The organism is Janthinobacterium sp. HH102 (assembly GCF_001758625.2).
Lineage (GTDB): Bacteria > Pseudomonadota > Gammaproteobacteria > Burkholderiales > Burkholderiaceae_D > Janthinobacterium.
On sequence record NZ_CP062062.1, the window covers coordinates 2,034,226 to 2,053,952 of the forward strand.

The 19,727-nt window shown below is 61.5% G+C and carries 20 protein-coding genes and 1 pseudogene; 10 read left to right on the plus strand and 11 right to left on the minus strand.

Annotated elements, in window-relative coordinates; translation table 11 throughout:
• Positions 1-6 precede the first annotated feature (6 nt).
• The 3 genes from JAB4_RS09255 to JAB4_RS09265 are packed head-to-tail and all read left to right on the plus strand — an operon-like array spanning position 7 to position 1,247.
• Complete coding sequence (locus JAB4_RS09255; protein WP_034782199.1) at positions 7-195, plus strand: DUF1653 domain-containing protein; 189 nt, start codon at positions 7-9, stop codon at positions 193-195.
• 33 nt (positions 196-228) lie between these two features.
• A complete protein-coding gene (locus JAB4_RS09260; RefSeq protein WP_070219479.1) occupies positions 229-699 on the plus strand; it encodes a CreA family protein in 471 nt (156 codons plus the stop codon).
• Between the two features lie 11 nt (positions 700-710).
• Positions 711-1,247, plus strand: coding sequence for a hypothetical protein (locus tag JAB4_RS09265; protein ID WP_070219478.1), 537 nt, complete (start codon positions 711-713; stop codon positions 1,245-1,247).
• A gap of 189 nt (positions 1,248-1,436) precedes the next feature.
• Here the strand turns inward: JAB4_RS09265 and JAB4_RS09270 are convergent, their stop codons facing one another.
• The gene (locus JAB4_RS09270) at positions 1,437-2,930 is read right to left on the minus strand and encodes a leucyl aminopeptidase (RefSeq protein WP_070219477.1); all 1,494 of its coding nucleotides are present in this window, start codon (positions 2,928-2,930) and stop codon (positions 1,437-1,439) included.
• A 67-nt stretch (positions 2,931-2,997) separates the two neighbouring features.
• On the opposite strand from JAB4_RS09270, the gene lptF reads away from it, so the two are divergent.
• From lptF to JAB4_RS09290, 4 genes are read left to right on the plus strand one after another with little or no spacing between them, the layout of a single operon-like run.
• Positions 2,998-4,143, plus strand: a complete 1,146-nt coding sequence (gene lptF, locus JAB4_RS09275) for an LPS export ABC transporter permease LptF (RefSeq protein ID WP_070219476.1) — start codon at positions 2,998-3,000, stop codon at positions 4,141-4,143.
• Complete coding sequence (gene lptG / locus JAB4_RS09280) at positions 4,140-5,309, plus strand: LPS export ABC transporter permease LptG (protein ID WP_070219475.1); 1,170 nt, start codon at positions 4,140-4,142, stop codon at positions 5,307-5,309. Before lptF ends, lptG begins: the two co-directional genes overlap by 4 nt.
• On the plus strand, positions 5,309-5,716 hold the full coding sequence (locus tag JAB4_RS09285) for a CbiX/SirB N-terminal domain-containing protein (protein WP_070219474.1): 408 nt from the start codon (positions 5,309-5,311) through the stop codon (positions 5,714-5,716). The genes lptG and JAB4_RS09285 overlap by 1 nt, the downstream gene beginning before the upstream one ends.
• Positions 5,713-6,681, plus strand: coding sequence for a Stealth CR1 domain-containing protein (locus JAB4_RS09290; RefSeq protein ID WP_070219473.1), 969 nt, complete (start codon positions 5,713-5,715; stop codon positions 6,679-6,681). The genes JAB4_RS09285 and JAB4_RS09290 overlap by 4 nt, the downstream gene beginning before the upstream one ends.
• On the opposite strand, the gene JAB4_RS09295 is transcribed toward JAB4_RS09290, so the two are convergent.
• From JAB4_RS09295 to JAB4_RS09330, 8 genes and pseudogenes are all read right to left on the minus strand, one after another.
• Complete coding sequence (locus JAB4_RS09295; protein WP_070219472.1) at positions 6,678-7,328, minus strand: hypothetical protein; 651 nt, start codon at positions 7,326-7,328, stop codon at positions 6,678-6,680. The two genes, JAB4_RS09290 and JAB4_RS09295, sit on opposite strands and share 4 nt — an antisense overlap.
• A gap of 231 nt (positions 7,329-7,559) precedes the next feature.
• A complete protein-coding gene (gene cobA, locus JAB4_RS09300) occupies positions 7,560-8,324 on the minus strand; it encodes a uroporphyrinogen-III C-methyltransferase (RefSeq protein WP_070219471.1) in 765 nt (254 codons plus the stop codon).
• Positions 8,325-8,351: 27 nt separating this feature from the next.
• Positions 8,352-9,668 (minus strand): GTP-binding protein, encoded by a 1,317-nt coding sequence (locus JAB4_RS09305; protein ID WP_070219470.1) that lies wholly within the window; start codon positions 9,666-9,668, stop codon positions 8,352-8,354.
• Positions 9,668-10,582, minus strand: a pseudogene (cysD, locus tag JAB4_RS09310) (sulfate adenylyltransferase subunit CysD); the annotation flags it as partial. The gene JAB4_RS09305 and the pseudogene cysD, both read right to left, overlap by 1 nt.
• Positions 10,583-10,609: 27 nt before the next feature.
• Positions 10,610-11,326 carry a phosphoadenylyl-sulfate reductase gene (locus tag JAB4_RS09315; RefSeq protein ID WP_070219468.1) on the minus strand — a complete coding sequence of 239 codons (717 nt, stop codon included), beginning with the start codon at positions 11,324-11,326 and terminating at the stop codon, positions 10,610-10,612.
• A gap of 9 nt (positions 11,327-11,335) precedes the next feature.
• The gene (locus JAB4_RS09320) at positions 11,336-11,896 is read right to left on the minus strand and encodes a DUF934 domain-containing protein (RefSeq protein ID WP_070219467.1); all 561 of its coding nucleotides are present in this window, start codon (positions 11,894-11,896) and stop codon (positions 11,336-11,338) included.
• Complete coding sequence (locus tag JAB4_RS09325) at positions 11,889-13,577, minus strand: nitrite/sulfite reductase (RefSeq protein WP_070219466.1); 1,689 nt, start codon at positions 13,575-13,577, stop codon at positions 11,889-11,891. Before JAB4_RS09325 ends, JAB4_RS09320 begins: the two co-directional genes overlap by 8 nt.
• Positions 13,578-13,658: 81 nt before the next feature.
• Positions 13,659-14,432, minus strand: coding sequence for a sulfite exporter TauE/SafE family protein (locus JAB4_RS09330; protein ID WP_070219465.1), 774 nt, complete (start codon positions 14,430-14,432; stop codon positions 13,659-13,661).
• 160 nt (positions 14,433-14,592) lie between these two features.
• Between JAB4_RS09330 and JAB4_RS09335 the strand changes: the two genes are divergently transcribed.
• The 3 genes from JAB4_RS09335 to JAB4_RS09345 all read left to right on the plus strand — a co-directional run bounded on the left by JAB4_RS09335 (position 14,593) and on the right by JAB4_RS09345 (position 17,504).
• Entirely contained in the window at positions 14,593-15,534 is a 942-nt protein-coding gene (locus tag JAB4_RS09335) for a CysB family HTH-type transcriptional regulator (protein WP_034751505.1), read from the plus strand.
• Positions 15,535-15,595: 61 nt separating this feature from the next.
• On the plus strand, positions 15,596-16,246 hold the full coding sequence (locus JAB4_RS09340; RefSeq protein ID WP_070219464.1) for a class I SAM-dependent methyltransferase: 651 nt from the start codon (positions 15,596-15,598) through the stop codon (positions 16,244-16,246).
• Positions 16,247-16,556: 310 nt separating this feature from the next.
• Complete coding sequence (locus JAB4_RS09345; protein WP_046682561.1) at positions 16,557-17,504, plus strand: porin; 948 nt, start codon at positions 16,557-16,559, stop codon at positions 17,502-17,504.
• 46 nt (positions 17,505-17,550) lie between these two features.
• On the opposite strand, the gene JAB4_RS09350 is transcribed toward JAB4_RS09345, so the two are convergent.
• Complete coding sequence (locus JAB4_RS09350) at positions 17,551-18,741, minus strand: PAS domain-containing sensor histidine kinase (RefSeq protein WP_070219463.1); 1,191 nt, start codon at positions 18,739-18,741, stop codon at positions 17,551-17,553.
• Between the two features lie 165 nt (positions 18,742-18,906).
• Positions 18,907-19,665 (minus strand): LytTR family DNA-binding domain-containing protein, encoded by a 759-nt coding sequence (locus JAB4_RS09355; RefSeq protein ID WP_070219462.1) that lies wholly within the window; start codon positions 19,663-19,665, stop codon positions 18,907-18,909.
• Positions 19,666-19,727 lie beyond the last annotated feature (62 nt).

The window sequence follows — 19,727 nt, forward strand, 5'->3', positions numbered from 1 at the left end:
ACGGCGATGCGTTATCGGCACTATAAGGGCGGCATTTACGAACTCGTGTGCGAAGCCACGCTGGAAGCGGATCTGACGCCGATGATCGTCTATCGCGCCGCCGACGGTTCCATCTGGACCCGTCCGAAAGACGTTTTTTTTCAACTGATCGAAGTCGAAGGCGTCATGGTCCAGCGTTTCGCTCCCATCAACTGATGGCCGCCTGCGTGCGTGCCCGGGATACTTTTCATGCGTAAATTGCTGCCTGCCGCTTTGGTGCTGGGCTTTGCCTGCGCCGCGGCGCATGCCGAAACCATCGGTTCGGTCGATACGGTCTTCAAACTGATCGGCCCTGACCATAAAATTGTCGTTGAAGCGTATGATGATCCGCGCGTCGCCGGCGTCAGCTGCTATCTGTCGCGCGCCAAGACGGGCGGCATCAAGGGCGCCGTCGGCCTGGCCGAAGACAAGGCCGATGCGGCCGTGGCTTGCCGCCAGGTGGGGCCGCTGCAATTCAAGGGCAAGCTGCCGCGCCAGGAAGAAGTGTTCACCGAGCGCGCCTCGATCTTCTTCAAGCACGTGCGCGTCGTGCGCATGGTCGACAGCAAGCGCAATGCGCTGGTCTACCTCGTGTATTCCGACCGCCTGATCGAGGGCAGCCCGAAAAACAGCGTCACCGCCGTCGCCGTGCCTGGCGACCAGCCGATCCCCGTCCGTTAAGCGAGCTTCCCATGCGCGTGCCATCGTCTGCCGCCCTTGCCGCCTTTGCCGCCAGGACGCTGCTGCTGTTTGGCCTGGGCGGCTGCGCCACCCTGACGGGCAACACGGACCAGATGGTGCTGGTGCAAACCATCCAGGACAACCGCGAACTGACGGGCGCCGGCTGCATCCTCAGCAACGACGTGGGCAAGTGGTTCGTCACCACGCCGGGACGCATCACCATCCGCAAGAGCCAGGAACCGTTGAAAGTCGATTGCCGCAAGCACGGTTCGCCCGCCATCGCGACGGACGACCACATCGATCCCAAGCTCAATGGCAGCGTATGGGGCAATGTCATCCTGACCCTGGGCGTCGGCTATTTCGTCGACCGCAACACGGGCGCCGGCTTCGACTACCCATCGATCCTGACCATCGTCATGCAAGACCCGGCCCGTCTGGCGCCGCCGCCCGCACCCGTCGCCGTGAAGCCGCCGCCGGCCACCGTGCCGGAAACGGTGGTGCAGCCCAAGGTGGCACCGTCGCCGTTGCCCAATCCCGTCGTCTACTGATTAATACGCTACGCATGAAAAAACCGCCAGGGTCAGTGACCGTGGCGGCTGTCTTCTTGCGTAACGACGCCTGACAAAACCGTAGCGAGCGGGAGCTAGTGGTGGCCGAGAAGCGCAGCTGTACTTTATGTACAGCGAGCATCGCCGGCCGCCAATCGCCCCGCGCAGTAGGTTTGATCCGGCGTTCTCTTAGACGCGGTTGATCAGGAACGTGGTGAGCAGTGGTACTGGACGGCCGGTCGCGCCCTTCGATCCGCCCGATTTCCATGCCGTGCCGGCGATGTCCAGATGCGCCCAGGTGTACTTCTTGGTGAAGTTTTCCAGGAAGGCCGCTGCCGTTACCGAGCCGCCGCCTGGCGTGCCGATGTTGGCCAGGTCGGCGAAGTTCGACTTCAGCTGTTCGTTGTACGCCTCTTCGATCGGCATGCGCCATGCCGTGTCGCTCGATTGCTTGCCCGCTGCCAGCAGTTCATTGGCCAGCTGGTCATGCGCCGCATCGCTGCGCGTAAACAGGCCGCTGTTGTGGTGGCCCAGGGCGACGACGCAAGCGCCCGTCAGGGTGGCGATATCGACCACGGCTGCCGGCTTGAAACGTTCGGCGTAGGTCAGCGCGTCGCACAGCACCAGACGGCCTTCGGCGTCCGTGTTCAGCACTTCAATGGTCAGGCCGTTCATGGAGGTGACGATGTCGCCCGGCTTGGTGGCGCGGCCCGACGGCATGTTTTCGCATGCAGCGATGACGCCGATGACGTTCAGCTTCAGGTTCATTTCGCCGATGGCGCGGAAGGTGCCCAGCACCGAGGCGGCGCCGCACATGTCGTACTTCATTTCATCCATGCCGGGACCGGCCTTGATCGAAATGCCGCCCGTGTCGAAGGTGATGCCCTTGCCGACCAGGACCACCGGCGCATCCTTGGCCTTGCCGCCCATGTGTTTCAGGACGATGAATTTCGGCGGCTGCTCGCTGCCGTTGGTGACGGACAGGAAGCTGCCCATTTTCAGCGCTTCGAGCTGTTTGCGGTCCAGTACTTCGACTTCGAACTTGTAATCCTTGGCCAGCTGCTTGGCCGTGCTGGCCAGGTAGGTCGGATTGGCGATGTTCGCCGGCAGGTCGCCCAGCTTGCGCGTCAGGTCGGAACCGTTGGCGATGGCGATGGCTTGTGCCAGCGCGCCGCGCGTGCCTGCCGTTGCTGGCGCTGCCAGGACGATCTTGCGCACGCCTGCCGGCGCCGGATCTTTTTTGCTTTTTTGCGAGTCGCAGCGGTATTCGCTGTCATGTGCTGCTTGCACCACGCAACGGATTGCCCAATTTACGTCGCGCTCTTTCACTTCAGCCAGCGGTAATGCGATAATGGCGTCCGCAGCGCCCAGCGAGCCGAAGGCCTTCAGCGCGGCTTGTACGCCGGTTGCGAAGCTTTTTTCGCTGACAGTGTCATCGCTGCCCATGCCTACCAGCAGAACACGTTCGGCGGCGACGCCATCGACTGCGCGCAGCAGCAAGGTGCTGCCAGGCTTGCCGCTGATGTCGCCGGACTTCAGCGCAGCCGAAATCGCACCCTTGCTGTCCAGCGATTTTGCCGCTGGCGACAGTTTTTTGTTTTCGAATACCGCAACCGCGATGCATCCGCTTTTGGCCGTGCCGAGGGTGCTCTTGGTATCGAATGCTTTTATGCTAAAGTCCATTTGGTTCTCCGTTTTCATTTACTAGTAACGTGTTACTCAACTAACTGACCCGAATTATAAACTCCGAATGATCTTTCAACGCGCCCTTCGACGTGAATTGGCTAGTGCCGCCGGGGCCACCTTCACTGTTTTGTTCAGCATCCTGCTCACCTGGATGCTGATCGGTATTCTCGGCAAGGCGGCGGGCGGCAAGATCGCGTCGGCCGACGTCATGTCCCTGATGGTCTTTTCCGCCCTGATGCAGCTGCCCACCATCATCATCCTCACCGGATTCATTTCGGTGCTGATGGTCGTCACGCGCAGCTACAAGGAGTCGGAGATGGTGGTGTGGTTCGCCTCGGGCCTGAGCCTGTCGCGCTGGATCTGGCCCGTGCTCAGCTTCGGCCTGCCGCTCGTGCTGGCCACCGGCGTCCTGAGTTTGTACGCCACGCCGTGGGCGCAAAAGAAAAGCGATGAATATGTGGCGCGCTTTGAAAAGCGCGAAGACCTGCAGAAAGTCACGCCGGGCCAGTTCCGCGAATCGGCCGGCAGCAACCGCATCTTTTTCGTCGAGGGCGCCAGCGGCGAAAAGAACGTGGTGCAGAACGTCTTCGTCAATACCGTCGATGAAAAAGGCAGCGCCGTCGTCGTCGTCGCGAAGGAAGGCGTGATCAATACCGACGCCAAGGGCGAACGCTTCCTGGTGCTCAAGAGCGGCCGCCGCTACCAGGGCGTGCCGACACAGGCGGACTTCCAGACCATGGAGTTCGAGCAGTACATCATGCGCATCGAGAGCAAGCAGCAGGAACTGGGCGCGGAACTGGGCGTGCGCGCCATGAGCACCATGGCCCTGGTCGCCGATCCGAATCCTTATACCATGGCCGAGTTGCTGTGGCGGGTCAGTGCGCCGCTGATCGGCCTGATGCTGATCCTGCTGGCCATTCCGCTGGGCTTTGTCAATCCGCGTGCCGGCAGTTCGGCCAATCTGATCATCGCCCTGCTGATTTTCTTCACCTACAGCAATCTGATCAAGGTCGTCGAAGCGAGCGTGAAACAGGGGCGCCTGACCTTCGGTCTGGCCTGGTGGCCGCTGCACCTGCTGGCGGCGCTGGCCGTGGTGGCGCTGTTTGCGTGGCGCCTGAATGTGAACCACCGCTATCATCCGCTGGTCCTGCTGGCGGCGTTCAAGCGCGCGCGCCGCGCCGGCAAACCAAGTAAAGCGGTATCGAAATGAAGATTTTACAGCGCTATTTTGCGGTCTCGATATTCCAGGCGGTGCTGTTCGTGCTGCTGGCCTTTCTGGCTTTGCAAGCCTTCATCGATCTGACGGGCGAGTTGCCCAAGGTGGGCCGCAACGGCTACACCATCCAGTATGCCTTCCTGTATGTGCTGGTGCTGGTGCCGGGGCACGTGTACGAGGTGATGCCGATCGCGGCACTGATCGGCACCATCTACACGATGGCGCAGTTTGCCGCCAGTTCCGAATTTACCATCATGCGCGCATCGAGCATGTCGACGGCGATGGCCGCCGGTTTCCTGTTCCGCATCGGTATCGTCTTCGTCGTCATCACCTTCATCTTCGGCGAGGTGATCACGCCGCGCACGGAGCCGCTGGCCGAACGCCTCAAGCTGACCTCGCGCGGCGCGGCCGTGTCGAGCGAGTTTCGCTCGGGCCTGTGGACCAAGGACATGGTCAAGAGCGACGGCCTGACGGGTACCGTCACCGGCTCGCGCTTTTTCAATGTGGGCGAAGCGCGTGCGGACGGCCAGCTGAAAAACGTCAAGCTGTATGAATTCGACACCGATATGCGTTTGCGCACCCTGACCGTGGCCAAAGGCGCGACGTATCAGGGCAATAATATCTGGCGTCTGACCGATGTGACGGAAACCTCGTTCTCGAACAGCGCGGCCACCTCGCCCGGCTTCGAGCCAAAGCTGGCGAACTACTATGGGCAGGAAACGAGTCTGGTGCGCACGGTGCAGAGCGCCAGCAAGGACATGACGTCGGAAGTGACGCCGAAGATCCTGACGGTGTCGGCGTCCGACCCCGAGCGCATGTCGGCCAGCGAACTGGCCGTGTACACGCGCCACCTGGCCGAGAACAAGCAGGAAACCGAGCGTTTCCGCATCGCTTTCTGGAAAAAGCTGATCGATCCGCTGGCCATCTTCGTGCTGATGGCGCTGGCGCTGCCGTTCGCCTACATGCATACGCGCAGCGGCGGCATCAGCCTGAAGATATTCATCGGCATCATGATCGGCGTGAGCTTCATGCTGGTCAACACCCTGTTCTCGCATCTTGGCTTGCTCAGCACCTGGCCCGCCTTCCTGACGGCGGTGGCGCCGAGCGCCCTGTATCTGCTGCTGGCGCTGGGCGCCCTGTGGTGGGTGGAGCGGCACTGATGGAGACGAACGTGAAACAGGCATTGATCTTGTTTGCCCATGGCGCGCGCGCCGCATCGTGGGCCGCCCCCTTCGAGCGGCTGCGCGACCTGACCCAGGCGCGCATGCCCGGCGCCAGCGTGCACCTGGCCTTCCTGGAACTGATGACGCCACGCCTGCCCGAGCTGGTGGCGAGCCTGCTGGCCGAGCTGCCCGCCGGCGCCATCCTCGACGTCACCGTGGTACCCGTGTTCCTGGGGCAGGGCGGGCATGTGCTGCGCGACTTGCCGTTGCTGCTGGAAGAACTGCGCCAGCAGCATCCGGCACTGCGCCTGAAGGTGGTCGAGGCGGTGGGCGAGAACGCCAGCGTGCTCGCCGCCATCGCCGATTACTGCGTGGCGGCGCCAGGTTCCAGCCCTTTGCCTTGAGCGGCATCGACATCGTCTACCTGTGGGTAGACGGCGCCGATCCCGCCTGGCGCGCGCGCCGGCGACACGCCTATGCCGCCTGGGCGCAGGCGCATCCTGGCCAGCTGGCCCTGCACGGCAACGTGGCGGGGCGCTACCGCGACAACGGCGAACTGCGCTACAACCTGCGCGCGCTCGAGCGTTTCTTTCCCGGCCATGGCCACATCTATCTGCTGACGGACCGGCAAGTGCCCCACTGGCTGCGCGCATCAAAGCGCCTGACCGTGATCGACCATGCGAGCCTGATGCCCGATGCCTCCCTGCCGGTGTTCGACTCCGGTCATATCGAATCGTACCTGCACCATATTCCGGGATTGTCCGAACGCTTCCTGTATCTGAACGACGACGTATTTTTCGGCGCGCCGTTCGAGCCTGCATTCTGGTTTGGCGGAGAAGGGGACCGGCGTTTGAGTGTTTTCACGGAGAGCGCGCTGCACGATGATGTGCCGGGCTTGCGCGCCGATGTGGCGGCGCCCGTCAATTGCGCGACCTTGTCGCGGCAATGGCTGTCGTCGCAGTACCCCGCTTACCGGCATGAACCGCGCCTGTATGCGCATGCGCCGCGGCCCATGCTGAAAAGCGCGCTGCATGCGCTGGAAGGGCTGGCGCCGGCCATGTTTGCCGCTGTGCGCGAGACGGTGTTTCGCTCGTGGCAGGTGCCGGCATTGCTGCCCGACCTGGTGCCGCGCTGGATGGTGCATCAGGGGATTGCGCGCTCGCGCATGCTCGACCCGCTGCATATCGCCAGCGGCGATGCGCAGGCGCCGCGGCAGCTTGAGGAACTGGCGGCGCGTTTCGGCAGCTTGCCGTTTTTCTGCATCAACGATACCTGCGACGAGGCCGGCGACGACGACCCGCGCCTGCTGCGCGTGGCCGCTACCTTGCAGCGGCTGCTGCCGCTGCCGTCATCGTTTGAAGTTGCTTAAGCCGCTTTCTTCTTCGGCGCCAGGCTGATGCGGGCGGCGGCCGTGCTGTCGGACAGCGAAGCGAGGAACAGCAGCAAATAGGCGCCCAATTCGAGCACTTCTTCGCCCAGCAGCGCGTAGGCGTCCGGCATGCCATGAAAGACCTTCTTGTCGAAAGGCCAGCCAGCGACCATCAGCAAGCCGCCGATGGCCGTCAGGATGGTGATGCGCATGCTGAAAATCTGCGGCGCATGGGCAAACACCTTGCGCGCGCGCGGCGCGAAGAAGATCAGCAAGCGTATCAGGATCAGCAACTCCACCAGACGCAGGGCTTTTTCCAGCTGCGCCCAGGCGGGCGCCGTGCCGAACTGATCGATATCGAGTTCGCGCAGCAGGAAGCCGAACAGCAGCGCGCACAGGCCCGCATGCATGAGGAAGCGCAGGGACTGGCGGTCAGTCTCTTGCCAGGCGCGCACGCCGTGCACGGTGCAAGCCAGGGCCAGGAACAGCGCCTGCAGCCATTCCAGCAAATGGTTTTCGTCGTCGATATTCGGGAAGACCGTCCACAGGGCGATGGAGGCGAGCATGCTGAGCAGCACGGCGCTGGCGACGCCGACATTGCTGCGGCTGAGCGAAGTCAGGGCTTTGCGCATGGAGGTGAAATTCATGTGTGGTCGTAAGGCTAAAGTTGCGCGGCGCGGTATTGCAGCCTGCGGGCGCAGCTTTTTTCGGGGAGGGTCAGCCGGGATACCGCACGGCAAGCGCTATGGCGGGGCGAAGCGTGAATTTATTGCTATCACGCAACAACTTCTCGAGAAAAGATGCGTGAGCATCGTATCATGTTTCCCCGGAAGACGTCGGTTACTGACTTTAAAGTCGGTAAAATACGCTGTGTTTATTCAAGCATGGCGCGCCAGAATGGCGGCCGTTTCTTCGATGGACTGGTGCGTGCGCGCGGCCATGGCGTCGCCCAGCATCACCAGCACGGGGCCGTGGGTGTCGCCCAGGCCGTGCGCCAGGGCGCTCAGGGTCAGGCGCACGATGCGCTGGTCCGGGCGGCTGCAGTTTTCTATCACCACCACCGGGGTGTCGGCACGGCGGCCCTGGGCCAGCAAGCGCTGCGCCGTGGCGATGGCTTCGCGGCCACCCATGTATTGCACCAGGGTATCGCAGTCGGGAATGCGCGTCTGGTCCGGTTCGCCCGGCGCCGTGCTGGACGTGAAAAAGGCCACGCTGCGCGACACGCCCCGCTTGGTCAGCGGCTGCTGTGTTGCGGCCGCCGCCGCCAGCGCCGTGGTAATGCCGGGCACCACTTCGACGGCGATGCCCGCTTCTTCCAGCGCCCGCAATTCCTCGTCGGCACGGCCGAACAGCATGGGATCGCCCCCTTTCAGGCGCACGACGATGGCGTGCTTGCGCGCGTTGTCGACCAGTTGCTTGTTAATAAACGCCTGCGCCGTCGACAACTGGCCGCAGCGCTTGCCGACCAGGATTTTTTGCGCCTGCGGGCACAGCTCCAGCATCTCTTCGGTGACCAGTGCGTCGTGCAGCACGACGTCGGCCTGCGCCAGCAGGCGGGCGCCACGCAAGGTCATCAGGTCTTGCGCGCCGGGGCCTGCGCCGATCAGGTAGACCTTGCCGGGGAGAGATGCGGAGTTGTTCATGCTAGCCTTCTTCAGTCGAGATACGGGTTACAGCCGAACCATGCCCGCGGCGACGGTCTGGTGGGTGACTTCATCGATCAGGATGAATGCCCCCGTGGCGCGGATATCGGCATAGGCATCGGCCGCCAGCGCCTGCTGCACGTTCAGGCTGATACGGGCGATGTCGTTGAGCTTCAAGCCTTCGGCCGGATGGCGCTGCTGCGTATTGATGTCGAGGATCGATTCGATCGCCGTCACCTTGGCCGCCGTCTGCCTGGTGCCGTGCTTGATCCAGTATTTGCGGCGCAGGTCCAGCGCGTCTTCCGACAGCCAGCACACGTCGGCCACTACCTGTTTCAGCAAAGTGGCGGGGCGCTCGCTGCTGGCCAGCAAGTCGCCACGCGAAATGTCCAGATATTCATTGAGTAGCAGGGTCACGGACTGGCCCACCACGGCCGTCGGCAGCGAACCGTCGAGGGTGACGATGTCTTTCACTGTCGCCGTCTGGCCCGATGGCTGCACCACCAGGGTGTCGCCGATGCTGACCTTGCCGGCCTCGATGCGGCCCATGTAGCCACGGAAATCGTTCGCTTCGTGGCCGTTGTGGCGCGCCACCAGCTGCACGGGGAAGCGGAATGGCGTGTCGTGCGATTCGTCGTAGACGGACAAGGATTCAAGCAGCTCGATCAGGGTCGGGCCCGTATACCAGCCCAGCTTGTCGCCGCGCTCGACGACGTTGTCGCCGGTGAGTGCCGACAGCGGGATCGGCGTGATGTCCTTCAGGCCCAGCGACTGGGCAAATTCGCGGTAGGCGGCGACGATGCGGTTGTACACCGTTTCATCGTAGTCGACCAGGTCCATCTTGTTGACGGCCACGACCACGTGCTCGATCTGCAGCAAATGGGCAATCGTCGAATGACGTTTGGTCTGTATCAGCAGTTCCACGCTGCCGTCGTCACCGAGTTTGACTTTCGATACGTCGATCAGGATGATGACGGCGTCGGCCGTGGAAGCGCCCGTGACCATGTTGCGCGTGTACTGCTCGTGGCCCGGCGTGTCGGCGATGATGAACTTGCGCTTCGGCGTGGCAAAGTAGCGGTAGGCCACGTCGATGGTGATGCCTTGCTCGCGTTCCGCTTCCAGGCCGTCCGTCAGCAAGGACAGGTCGACCGTGTCGCCCACCGTGCGCTTGTGCTTGGAGCGCGACATGGCGTCGAGCTGGTCGGCGAAGATGCCCTTGCTGTCGAACAGCAAACGGCCGATCAGGGTGCTCTTGCCGTCATCGACGGAACCGGCTGTAATAAAACGCAACATGCCGCGTTCAACGCTGTCGGTGAGAGTGGTGCTGGAGATTGCTGCGTTCATTAGAAATACCCTGCTTTCTTGCGTTTTTCCATCGAGGCTTCGGAAGTCTGGTCATCCATGCGGGTGGCGCCACGTTCCGTGATTTGCGTGATTGCCGTCTCGGCGATGATGGCGTCCACCGTCGCCGCGTCGGACGACACGGGGCAGGTGCACGAGATATCGCCCACCGTGCGGAAGCGCACGACTTGCGTTTCCACCGTTTCGCCGTCGCGCGGCGGTGTCAGATCCGTCAGCGGCACCAGCAGGCCGTTGCGCGGGATCACCTGGCGCTCGTGCGCGAAGTAGATCGGTGGCAATTCCAGTTTCTCGCGGGCGATGTATTGCCACACGTCCAGCTCCGTCCAGTTCGAGATGGGGAAGACGCGCATGTTTTCACCGGGATGCACGCGCGTGTTATACAGGTCCCACAGCTCGGGGCGCTGGGCTTTCGGGTCCCAGGCGCCAAATTCGTCGCGGAAGGAAAAAATGCGTTCCTTGGCGCGGGCCTTCTCTTCATCGCGGCGCGCGCCGCCGATGCAGGCGTCAAAGCCATGTTCGGCGATGGTTTCCAGCAAGGTCACGGCTTGGGCCGCATTGCGCGAATCCGTGGCCGGGTTGCGCAGGCGCACGGTGCCGCGCTGGATCGAGTCTTCCACGGAGCCGACGATCAGGCGCTCGCCCAGTTCCGCCACTTTCTTGTCGCGGAAAGTGATGACTTCCGGGAAGTTGTGGCCCGTGTCGATATGCACGAGGGGGAAAGGAAATTTGCCTGGGCGGAAGGCTTTCTCGGCCAGGCGCAGCAGGACGACGGAATCCTTGCCGCCGGAAAACAGCAGGGCGGGATTGGCCGATTCGGCCGCCACTTCGCGCATGATGTGGATGGCTTCCGACTCAAGGCTGTCGAGGTGACGCTGGTTCAAAATATTGCTCATATTGGATGCTTTCTTGTTCTGTGTGTCTGTTCAGGCTGCCACGGATTTGATGCGTATCAGTTTGCCGTCCACCATGTGCAGGCCGCATTCCTTGGAATCCGGATTTTCCCACCACCAGCGCCCGGCGCGCACGTCTTCGCCCGGCTGCACGGCACGCGTGCACGGTTCGCAGCCGATGGACGGGTAGCCCTGGTCGTGCAGCGCGTTGTACGGCACGTCGTTGGCACGGATATAGTCCCACACATCCTGCTCGGACCAGTCGGCCAGCGGATTGAATTTCGTCATCGCATGCGCCGCGTCGTCTTCCTGTACGTGCAATTCGGCGCGCGTGGTGGACTGGGCGCGGCGCTGGCCCGTGATCCAGGCCTTGTTGCCGGCCAGGGCGCGGCCCAGCGGCTCGACCTTGCGGATGCGGCAGCATTCGCGGCGCATCTCGACGCTGTTGTAGAAGGCGTTGAGGCCGTTCTGTTCCACGTAGGCGGCGACAAGCTCCGGTTGCGGGCGGTACAGGGTGATGTCGTGGCCGTAGCGGGTTTTCACCTTGTCGAGCACGGCCAGGGTTTCCTGGTGCAGCCGTCCCGTTTCCAGGGAAAAGATGCCGATCGGCAGCTTTGCCTTGAGAATCATGTCGGTCAGCACCATGTCTTCGGCTGCCAGGCTGGACGCGAACACGGCCGGCGAAAAATCCGCGGCGATGCGTGTCAGCGTTTGCTCGGTGGCGTGAATCAAAGAAGTCAGATCGCTCATGATGGGTCCTCAGATGCCGGCCGCGTTGTCGAGGTCAGGATTCTGGCCTTCGCGGTGGTGGCGGCGGAACAGCGGCGATTTCTGATCCCACGACGCCTGGTAGGTTTCCGAAAAGACGGACAAACCTTTCAGGGCGTCATGGATGCTGCGGTCCGGACGCGTCGCATACGCATCGAAGCCGACGCGGTGCATGGAAAACAGCTGGTCGCGCAGCACGTCGCCGATGGCGCGCAATTCACCCTGGAAACCCAGGCGGGCGCGCAAATTGAACGCGATGGAATAGCCGCGGCCATCCGTGAATTTCGGAAAGTCCACGCCGATGACGGGCAATTGCGCCACGTCGGCCGCCAGTTCTTCCGGCCGCTCGTCGCTGGCCAGCCAGACGCCGATGTCGGGCAGGCGGGCCAGCAGGGTTTCGCGCTGGGCTTGCCACACGGGCAGGGGGACGATGACCTTGCCCGCAGGCACGACGACCGTTTCCGGCGTGTCGGTCTCATCGAGGCGCAGCAAGCCCCAGGTATTCGGCACCACGGCGGCGTTCTTGATGATTTCTTCGCGTACTTCAAACATATTCGTCTTCTCCCACCAGGTTGCCGACCGTGATCGGCGTTGCATATACGTGTTCCTTGAACGGCGCCAGGCCCAGGCGTTGGGCCGTATCGACGAAGCGCTCGCCTTCATGGCGGTCGCGCACGTAGACGTGCAGCAGGCGGCCGATGACTTCAGGCATCTGCAGGGAAGAGAACGATGGTCCGATGATCTTGCCGATGGCCGCGTTGTTGCCTTGCGCGCCGCCGATCGACACTTGATACCATTCGCTGCCATCCTTGTCGACGCCGAGGATGCCGATGCTGCCCACGTGATGGTGGCCGCAGGCATTGATGCAGCCGGAAATATTCAGTTCGATTTCGCCGATGTCGTGCTGGAAGTCGATGCTGTCGAAGCGTTCCGCGATGGCGGCCGCGATCGGCAGCGACTTGGCGTTGGCCAGCGAGCAGAAATCGCCGCCCGGGCAGCAGATCATGTCCGTCAGCAAACCGATGTTCGGCGTGGCCAGGCCGTGCGCCTTGGCTTCCTGCCACAGTGCGAACAGTTTCGACTGTTCCACGTCGGCCAGCACTAGGTTTTGTTCATGCGTCACGCGCAGTTCGCCAAAGCTGTAGCGGTCGGCCAGATCGGCCACGAAGTCGATCTGCTCGGCCGTCGCGTCGCCTGGCGGCACGCCCGTTTTCTTCAGGGACAGTACCACGGCCACGTAGCCAGGACGCTGGTGCGGCTTGACGTTGCGCGCCAGCCAATTTACATACGCCTTGTTGTCCGCGTGTTCGGCCTGGTAGTCGAGTTCTGGCAGGGCAAGGTAGGCGGGCGGATTGAAGAAGTCCGCCACGCGCTGCATTTCCTCGGCCGTCAAGGTTTCCGGACCATCCTTCAAATCGACCCATTCCGCTTCCACCTGGCGCGTGAATTCTTCCACGCCGATGGCTTTCAGCAAAATCTTGATGCGCGCCTTGTATTTGTTGTCGCGGCGGCCGTGCAGGTTGTACACGCGCATGATCGCCTGGATATACGTGAGCAAGTGCTGCCACGGCAGGAAGTCGCGCACAACGCTGCCCAGGATCGGCGTGCGGCCCATGCCGCCGCCGGCCATCACCTTGAAGCCCACTTCGCCGGCCTCGTTGCGCACGGCCGTCAAGCCGATGTCGTGCACGGCGATGGCGGCGCGGTCTTCCTCGGCGCCATTGATGGCGACCTTGAATTTGCGCGGCAGGGCGATGAACTCGGGGTGGAAGGTGCTCCACTGGCGCAATACTTCCGCGTACGGGCGCGGATCGATGATTTCATCGGCGGCGACGCCCGCAAACGGGTCCGATGTTGTATTACGGATACAGTTGCCGGACGTCTGGATCGCGTGCATTTCCACGGAAGCGAGGTCCGTCAGGATATCTGGCGTCTGTTCCAGCTCAATCCAGTTGAACTGGATGTTCTGGCGCGTGGTGAAGTGGCCATAGCCGCGGTCATACTTGCGCGCGATGTGCGCGAACATGCGCATCTGCTTGGACGACAGCAAGCCGTACGGCACGGCGATGCGCAGCATGTAGGCGTGGCGTTGCATGTACAGGCCGTTTTGCAGGCGCAGCGGAATGAATTCCTCTTCCGTCAGTTCATTGGCGATACGGCGCGCAACCTGGTCTCGGTACTGGGCGATGCGTTCTTTGATGATGAGGTGGTCGTACTGATCGTAATGGTACATATCAATTCCTAAAAAAGCCGGGGTGCTGGAAGACTGCCTGGGATGATGTTCTTGATACTGCTCTTGTCACTTGTTCGGTCATTAATAGATTAGCTTCACTGCCACGCCGGTCAAGGTCATCGCCAGCAGCACTCGTAAAAACTGTTCCGGCACGGATCGCGCGACCCAGGAGCCGAGCGTGATGCCGGGCAGGGAGCCGACCAGCAAGGAGGCCAGCAATTCCCAGTGGATGGAGCCGAGCCACCAGTGGCCCAGCGCGGCGATGGCCGTCAGGGGCACGGCGTAGGCGATGTCGGTGCCCGCCACTTCGGCCGAGCTCATGCGTGGATACAGCATCACCAGCAAGGTCGCGCCGATGGCGCCGGCGCCGATCGACGACACCGTCACCAGCACGCCCAGCACGGCGCCGGCGATGATGGTCGCGGCGGCAAGCTTGTTGCCTTGTAATTGTTTCTCAGGGTGGGCATTGATCCAGGCCAGCATGCGGCCCTTGAAAATGAGTGCCACGACGGTCAGCAGCACGGAGCCGGCGATCGAGTAACGGATGATCTGGCCGATTTGCGGCGACAGGGTGCCGAACGATTTGAGCGCCAGGGTCGCGATGACGGCGGCGGGCAGGGCGCCGATGCACAGGCGCTTGACGATATCCCAGCGGATGGTGCCGCGCAGGCGGTGCGTCAGGGTGCCGGCGCTCTTGGTGATCGAGGCGAAGGCCAGGTCGGTACCCACCGCCACGGAAGGCGGTACGCCAAACAGCAGGGTTAATAGCGGCGTCATCAGCGAACCGCCGCCCACGCCGGTCATTCCTACGAGTAATCCTACGGCAAATCCTGAGACTATATAAGACAAAGTCATGCTTGCACCCCCAAAGTACTCGCAATAGTAATAAACTTAGTGTTTATTCCAAACTACTAAGTACGCATTTGCTTATATGCGATATGCGTATATGCATGCATGCAAAATCATGGGTGGGGCGGAAACTCGGCAAATCACGGCAATCTAGGGCAAACCAGCAATGAATCTCCATCAACTGCGCTTCGTGCGCGAAGCGGTCCGGCAGAACTACAACCTGACGGACGCCGCCAAGGCCTTGTTCACGTCGCAACCGGGCGTATCGAAAGCCATCATCGAGCTGGAGGAAGAGCTGGGCGTGGATATTTTTACGCGCCACGGCAAGCGCATCCGCGGCCTGACGGAGCCGGGCCGCCTGGTGCTGGAGTCCGTCGAGCTGATTATGCAGGAAATCGACAGCATGAAGCGCATCGGCAAGGAATTCGCGGCGCAGGACAGCGGCAGCTTTACCATTGCCACTACGCATACACAGGCGCGCTACACCTTGCCCAAGGTGGTGCAAGCCTTCATGCTGAAGTTCCCCAAGGTGCGATTGTCTTTACTGCAAGGAAATCCGCGCCAGATCGCCGAGATGGTGCAGCGCGACCAGGCGGATCTGGCCATCGCCACGGAATCGATCGCCGCCATTGATGGCCTGATCACCTTGCCCTGCTATCAATGGGAACACGTGGTGGTGGTGCCGGTCGACCATCCGCTGCTCAAATCGAAGTCCGTGACCCTGGAAGAAATCGCCGCCTTCCCCCTGATTACCTATGACAGCGCGTTCGCCGGACGCAACAAGATCGACCATGCTTTCGTGCTGCGCGGCCTGAAGCCGGACATCTTGCTCGAAGCCATCGACGCGGACGTGATCAAGACTTATGTCGAGTTGGGCATGGGGATTGGTATCATAGCGGGTATGGCCTTCGATGCCGAGCGCGACAAAGGCTTGCGCGCCATCCCTGTCGGGCACCTGTTCGGCATGAATGTGTCGCGCGTGGCCGTCAAGCAGGGCGCGTATTTGCGCAGCTATATTTATACCTTTATCGAGTTGCTGACGCCGACCTTGAACCGCAAGCTCATCGAGCAGGCGATGAGCGGTGATAAAGAGCACTACGAACTATAACAATGCAGGAAGTCGGCCGGGCGAGGTGCCTGGCCAAGATTATTTAAGAAGAGAAGAAACAATGATTACCGATCAGCTTGCCAAATATTACGCCACCATCGCGCAGCAGTACGAGCGCGTCTATGACAAGCCCGAACGCCAGGAAGACCTGGAAGTGTTGCGCGACAAGGTCGCCGACGTGCTGGAAGGCCACACCGTGCTGGAACTGGCTTGCGGCACCGGCTACTGGACGGAAGTGGTCGCCGAGTCGGCCGAGTCCGTACTGGCCACCGATATCAACGATGAAATGCTGGCGCTGGCCCAGGCACGCGGCTTGCCCGACAACGTCACCTTCGCCAAGCTCGATGCCTTCAACTTGCCCGATGACATGCTGGGCAAGTTCACGGCCGTGTTCGCGGGTTTCTGGTGGTCGCACGTCAAGCGCGAAGACCAGGACAAATACCTGAAGCAATTGCGCACGAAGCTGGGCAAGGACATCCTGCTGGTGCTGATCGACAATTCCTATGTCGATGGCAGCAGCACCGTGATCGCGCGCACCGACTTGGAGGGCAATACGCACCAGTTCCGCACGACGGAGGCGGGCGAGCGCTATGAAGTGCTGAAGAATTTCCCATCGGATAGCCACCTGCGCAAGAAGTTTGCCCACTCGGCCCGCGAAATCCGCATGAAGCGCCTGGAATACTACTGGCTGTTGAGCTGCCGTCTGAAGTAAGGCTGATCTGTCTATATGGTAGTGGTAGGTCGGATTAGCCCGTAGGGCGTAATCCGACAGGCGTTGCCAAAGGTGCTAGTCGGATTACGCGTGGCCTTGCCCCGCTAATCCGACCTACGGTAAATAGGCCTTGCCGCCGCATGAACCGCCTTCGGGCGGTTTTTTTTCGCCTGTTGTTTTTATCTGACAAGATGTTGTTCCAAAAAACAACATCTTGTCGATGTCATATTGTTGAAGTATTTCGTGGGCATGATTCGGTTCAGCAGCTAAGCAGCACCATTCTTGTCCAACCTAATGTAGAGAATCTCAAGTGAAAAAAATTACTCTGGCAGCATTGATCATCGGCACCTTCGCAGCAGCTACGGCACAAGCACAATCGAACGTCACCGTGTACGGCCTGGTTGACCTCGGTATTGCCAAGACCACTGGCCAGCCGACGGTACAACGCGAAAACAATGCGTCGCGCCTCGGTTTCAAGGGTACGGAAGATCTGGGTGGCGGCCTGTCCGCAATTTTCAACCTGGAAAGTGAATTCCTGGCCGACACCGGTGCGCAAAAAGGCGTGTTGTTCGACCGTCAAGCGTACGTGGGCTTGAAAGGCGCGTTCGGTACCGCCATCCTGGGCCGCACCAAGAATCTGGTCGATGGCACCATCGCCCGCGTCGACCCATTCAACACCTACGGCGTGGTCGGCAAGAACAATGAAACCCTGCTGCGTTCGGGCGTCGGCTCGTCGCGCGTCAACAACGCCGTCACCTACAACAGCCCAAGCTTTGAAGGTTTCGTGGGCAGCCTGCAATACGTGCTGAGCGAAGTCAACAGCGCTGACGCGGGTGTGATCGGCCTGGCAACCTACGACAATGGCCCGATCAGCCTGCACGCCGGCTACGAAAAAGCCGTGCAAGCAACGGCAACGGCGGCCAAGCCTGACCTGTGGTCCATCGGTGGCGGCTATAAATTCGGCCCGGCCAAGATCACGGCCGCCTACTCGAAAGGCGACACCAAGGTTGCGACGACTGGCGAATTCAAGTCCTACTTGATCGGCCTGAACTACACGGTGGGCGGCGGCGATGCCAAAGTGTCGTATGGCAAGCAAGAGCAAAGCAACAACAAGTTCAAGGATCAGGACACCATCAAGGAATTCGGCGTCGGTTATGATTACCACCTGTCGAAGCGCACCGACGTGTACGCTTACGCTGGCCGCGAGCGCGTCAAGTCGCTGACTTCGTACCAGATCGGTCTGGCACACAAATTCTAAGCATCATTCGATGTGACGAAGCAAAGGCGCCTGCGGGCGCCTTTTTTTATTGCATCGCTGCGGATGCCGCCTCGGCATTCATGGGCAGCGAGATGTCGATGCGTGTGCCGCCCAGCTCGCTATCGGCGCCGATATGGATGCTGCCGTTCAAGCCCCAGACCCGCTCGCGCATGCCCAGCAGCCCTAGTGCCGTGGCTTTTTCCAGGTCGTGTTCGGCAATGCCGCGGCCGTCATCCTGGATGGTGATGGCCAGCGAGGAATCGATGCGGTGCAGGGCGATGGTGATGTGGTTGGCTTCGGCATGGCGCGCGATATTCGTCAGTGCTTCCTGCACGATGCGGTAGATGGCCGTGCTGCGCGCATCGTCGAGCACGAGGTCGGCCTCGTCGGCCAGCAAGTCGAAATGGATGGCGCGGCGCAGCAGGAAGTCGTGGCGCAGTTTTTGCAGCGCAAAATACAATCCCCCTTCATCGAGCGCGCGCGGGCGCAGGTTGCTGGCGATGCGCCGCAGCGAGGTAATGGCCGTCACCAGCAAGCCGTCCATGCTGTGCAGCAGGGCTTGCAGGGGCGCGGTGGTGTCCGTGTGCTGGCGCACCAGGGTCAGGTCGACGCGCAAGGTGGCCAGCAATTGCCCCAGGTCATCATGCAGTTCGCGCGCGATATGCTTGCGTTCTTCTTCGCGGATGGTTTGCAGCGCGCTCGACAATTCACGCAATTGCGAAAAGGAGCGGGCCAGCTGTTCATGCATCTGCTGACGCGCCGTAATGTCGCGCACGATGATGGTAAAGACGCTGTGGCCGTCTTCCTGCATGGCCGAGAGCGATCCTTCGAGGGGAAACATGACGCCATCGCTGCGCCGTCCCGTCAAGGTGTAATCGGTGGCGCGCCGGCCCGTCAGGCGCAGTTCCTGGCTGATATCGCCAAACGGCGGCTCGCCATCGTGCTGGCCCAGGCCGCCGAGGGTGCGCAAGTCGCGCAGGATGTAGTGACCCAGGCGCATGCCGCGCATGCCGGCCGGCGTGTCGTCGAACAATCTGGCCGCTGCCGCGTTTGCATGCAGGATGATTTGCTGGCTGTCGATGCTGATGATGGCGTCGCTGGCGCTGTCGATGATGGCTTGTCCGCGCGCCTGCTGCTGCCGGCGGGCTTTCAGTGGCGGAAACAGGCACAGCAAAAGCGCTGCCGCCATACCCAGCGGCAAGATGCGCAGCAGTGCAGGACTGCCTCGGTCGGGCATGGGGCTTCTCCTTGCGAACGTGTACGAAGGCAGACAGGACAGCGATGGAGAGTTGGACTTTATCTAGCCTATGCCTGCTGGTGCGGCGCGGCTTGATGTGGCGCAGGAAGGGGAAAGGAAGAGATCAAGGCGCCGCACCGGCCTGGGCCGGGCGGCGGCGGAGTCTTACATTTGCTTGAACAGGTGCAGGAAACTGCGGCTCACTTCGAGCTTGTCGGATTTGCCTTTGATGAGTACCAGGTGACGGCCGCGGATGTCGCGCGTCACGCCTTCGATGGCATTCACGTTGACCAGGGTGGCGCGGTGGATTTGCCAGAACAGCGAAGGGTCGAGCTCTTCGGCCAGGTCGCGCACGGGCTTGCGGATCAGCGCTTCATACTTGGCCGTCTGCACGCACGTGTATTTCTCGTCAGAACGGAAGAACAGGATCTCTTCCACGGGGATCATGCGCAAGTCCTGGCCGATGCTGGCCTGTATCCATTGCAGGTAGGTGGGCTTGGCCGTGATTTTTTCCGCCAGTTGCGACAGCATGGCCGTGACGCTGCTGTTGACGTCCAGGGCCGGTTTGTTCAAGTGCGTTTTCAGGCGCTCCACCGTCACCAGTAGACGCTCATGCTCGGGCGGCTTGAGCACGTAGTCAACGGCGCCCCGCTCGAAGGCTTCGACGGCGTGACTGTCATAGGCAGTGACGAAGACGATATGCGTCTTGTTGCCTATTGCTTGCGCCGCCTCCATGCCCGTCTTGCCCGGCATGCGGATATCGAGGAAGGCAAAATCGGGTTTGAGTTGTTCCACCAGTTCGATCGCCTCGTCGCCATTCTTGGCTTCGCCGATGATTTCCAGTTCAGGCCAGGCCTGGCCCAGGCGCAGGCGTAGCTGGTCGCGCATCAGTCTTTCGTCGTCGGCAATAATAGCGGTAGGCATAGGTCTCAAGTGTGAACAGGCGAAGATTGATTATTCAATGATTTAGCGTTTTTATCAACTAC

What these genes read in the sequence shown, in the direction of transcription:
- JAB4_RS09255 (WP_034782199.1), top strand. Translation starts at nt 7, where the DNA reads ATGCGTTATCGGCACTATAAGGGCGGCATTTACGAACTCGTGTGCGAA.
- JAB4_RS09260 (WP_070219479.1), top strand. Translation starts at nt 229, where the DNA reads ATGCGTAAATTGCTGCCTGCCGCTTTGGTGCTGGGCTTTGCCTGCGCC.
- JAB4_RS09265 (WP_070219478.1), top strand. Translation starts at nt 711, where the DNA reads ATGCGCGTGCCATCGTCTGCCGCCCTTGCCGCCTTTGCCGCCAGGACG.
- JAB4_RS09270 (WP_070219477.1), bottom strand. Translation starts at nt 2,930, where the DNA reads ATGGACTTTAGCATAAAAGCATTCGATACCAAGAGCACCCTCGGCACG.
- lptF (WP_070219476.1), top strand. Translation starts at nt 2,998, where the DNA reads ATGATCTTTCAACGCGCCCTTCGACGTGAATTGGCTAGTGCCGCCGGG.
- lptG (WP_070219475.1), top strand. Translation starts at nt 4,140, where the DNA reads ATGAAGATTTTACAGCGCTATTTTGCGGTCTCGATATTCCAGGCGGTG.
- JAB4_RS09285 (WP_070219474.1), top strand. Translation starts at nt 5,309, where the DNA reads ATGGAGACGAACGTGAAACAGGCATTGATCTTGTTTGCCCATGGCGCG.
- JAB4_RS09295 (WP_070219472.1), bottom strand. Translation starts at nt 7,328, where the DNA reads ATGAATTTCACCTCCATGCGCAAAGCCCTGACTTCGCTCAGCCGCAGC.
- cobA (WP_070219471.1), bottom strand. Translation starts at nt 8,324, where the DNA reads ATGAACAACTCCGCATCTCTCCCCGGCAAGGTCTACCTGATCGGCGCA.
- JAB4_RS09305 (WP_070219470.1), bottom strand. Translation starts at nt 9,668, where the DNA reads ATGAACGCAGCAATCTCCAGCACCACTCTCACCGACAGCGTTGAACGC.
- JAB4_RS09315 (WP_070219468.1), bottom strand. Translation starts at nt 11,326, where the DNA reads ATGAGCGATCTGACTTCTTTGATTCACGCCACCGAGCAAACGCTGACA.
- JAB4_RS09320 (WP_070219467.1), bottom strand. Translation starts at nt 11,896, where the DNA reads ATGTTTGAAGTACGCGAAGAAATCATCAAGAACGCCGCCGTGGTGCCG.
- JAB4_RS09325 (WP_070219466.1), bottom strand. Translation starts at nt 13,577, where the DNA reads ATGTACCATTACGATCAGTACGACCACCTCATCATCAAAGAACGCATC.
- JAB4_RS09330 (WP_070219465.1), bottom strand. Translation starts at nt 14,432, where the DNA reads ATGACTTTGTCTTATATAGTCTCAGGATTTGCCGTAGGATTACTCGTA.
- JAB4_RS09335 (WP_034751505.1), top strand. Translation starts at nt 14,593, where the DNA reads ATGAATCTCCATCAACTGCGCTTCGTGCGCGAAGCGGTCCGGCAGAAC.
- JAB4_RS09340 (WP_070219464.1), top strand. Translation starts at nt 15,596, where the DNA reads ATGATTACCGATCAGCTTGCCAAATATTACGCCACCATCGCGCAGCAG.
- JAB4_RS09350 (WP_070219463.1), bottom strand. Translation starts at nt 18,741, where the DNA reads ATGCCCGACCGAGGCAGTCCTGCACTGCTGCGCATCTTGCCGCTGGGT.
- JAB4_RS09355 (WP_070219462.1), bottom strand. Translation starts at nt 19,665, where the DNA reads ATGCCTACCGCTATTATTGCCGACGACGAAAGACTGATGCGCGACCAG.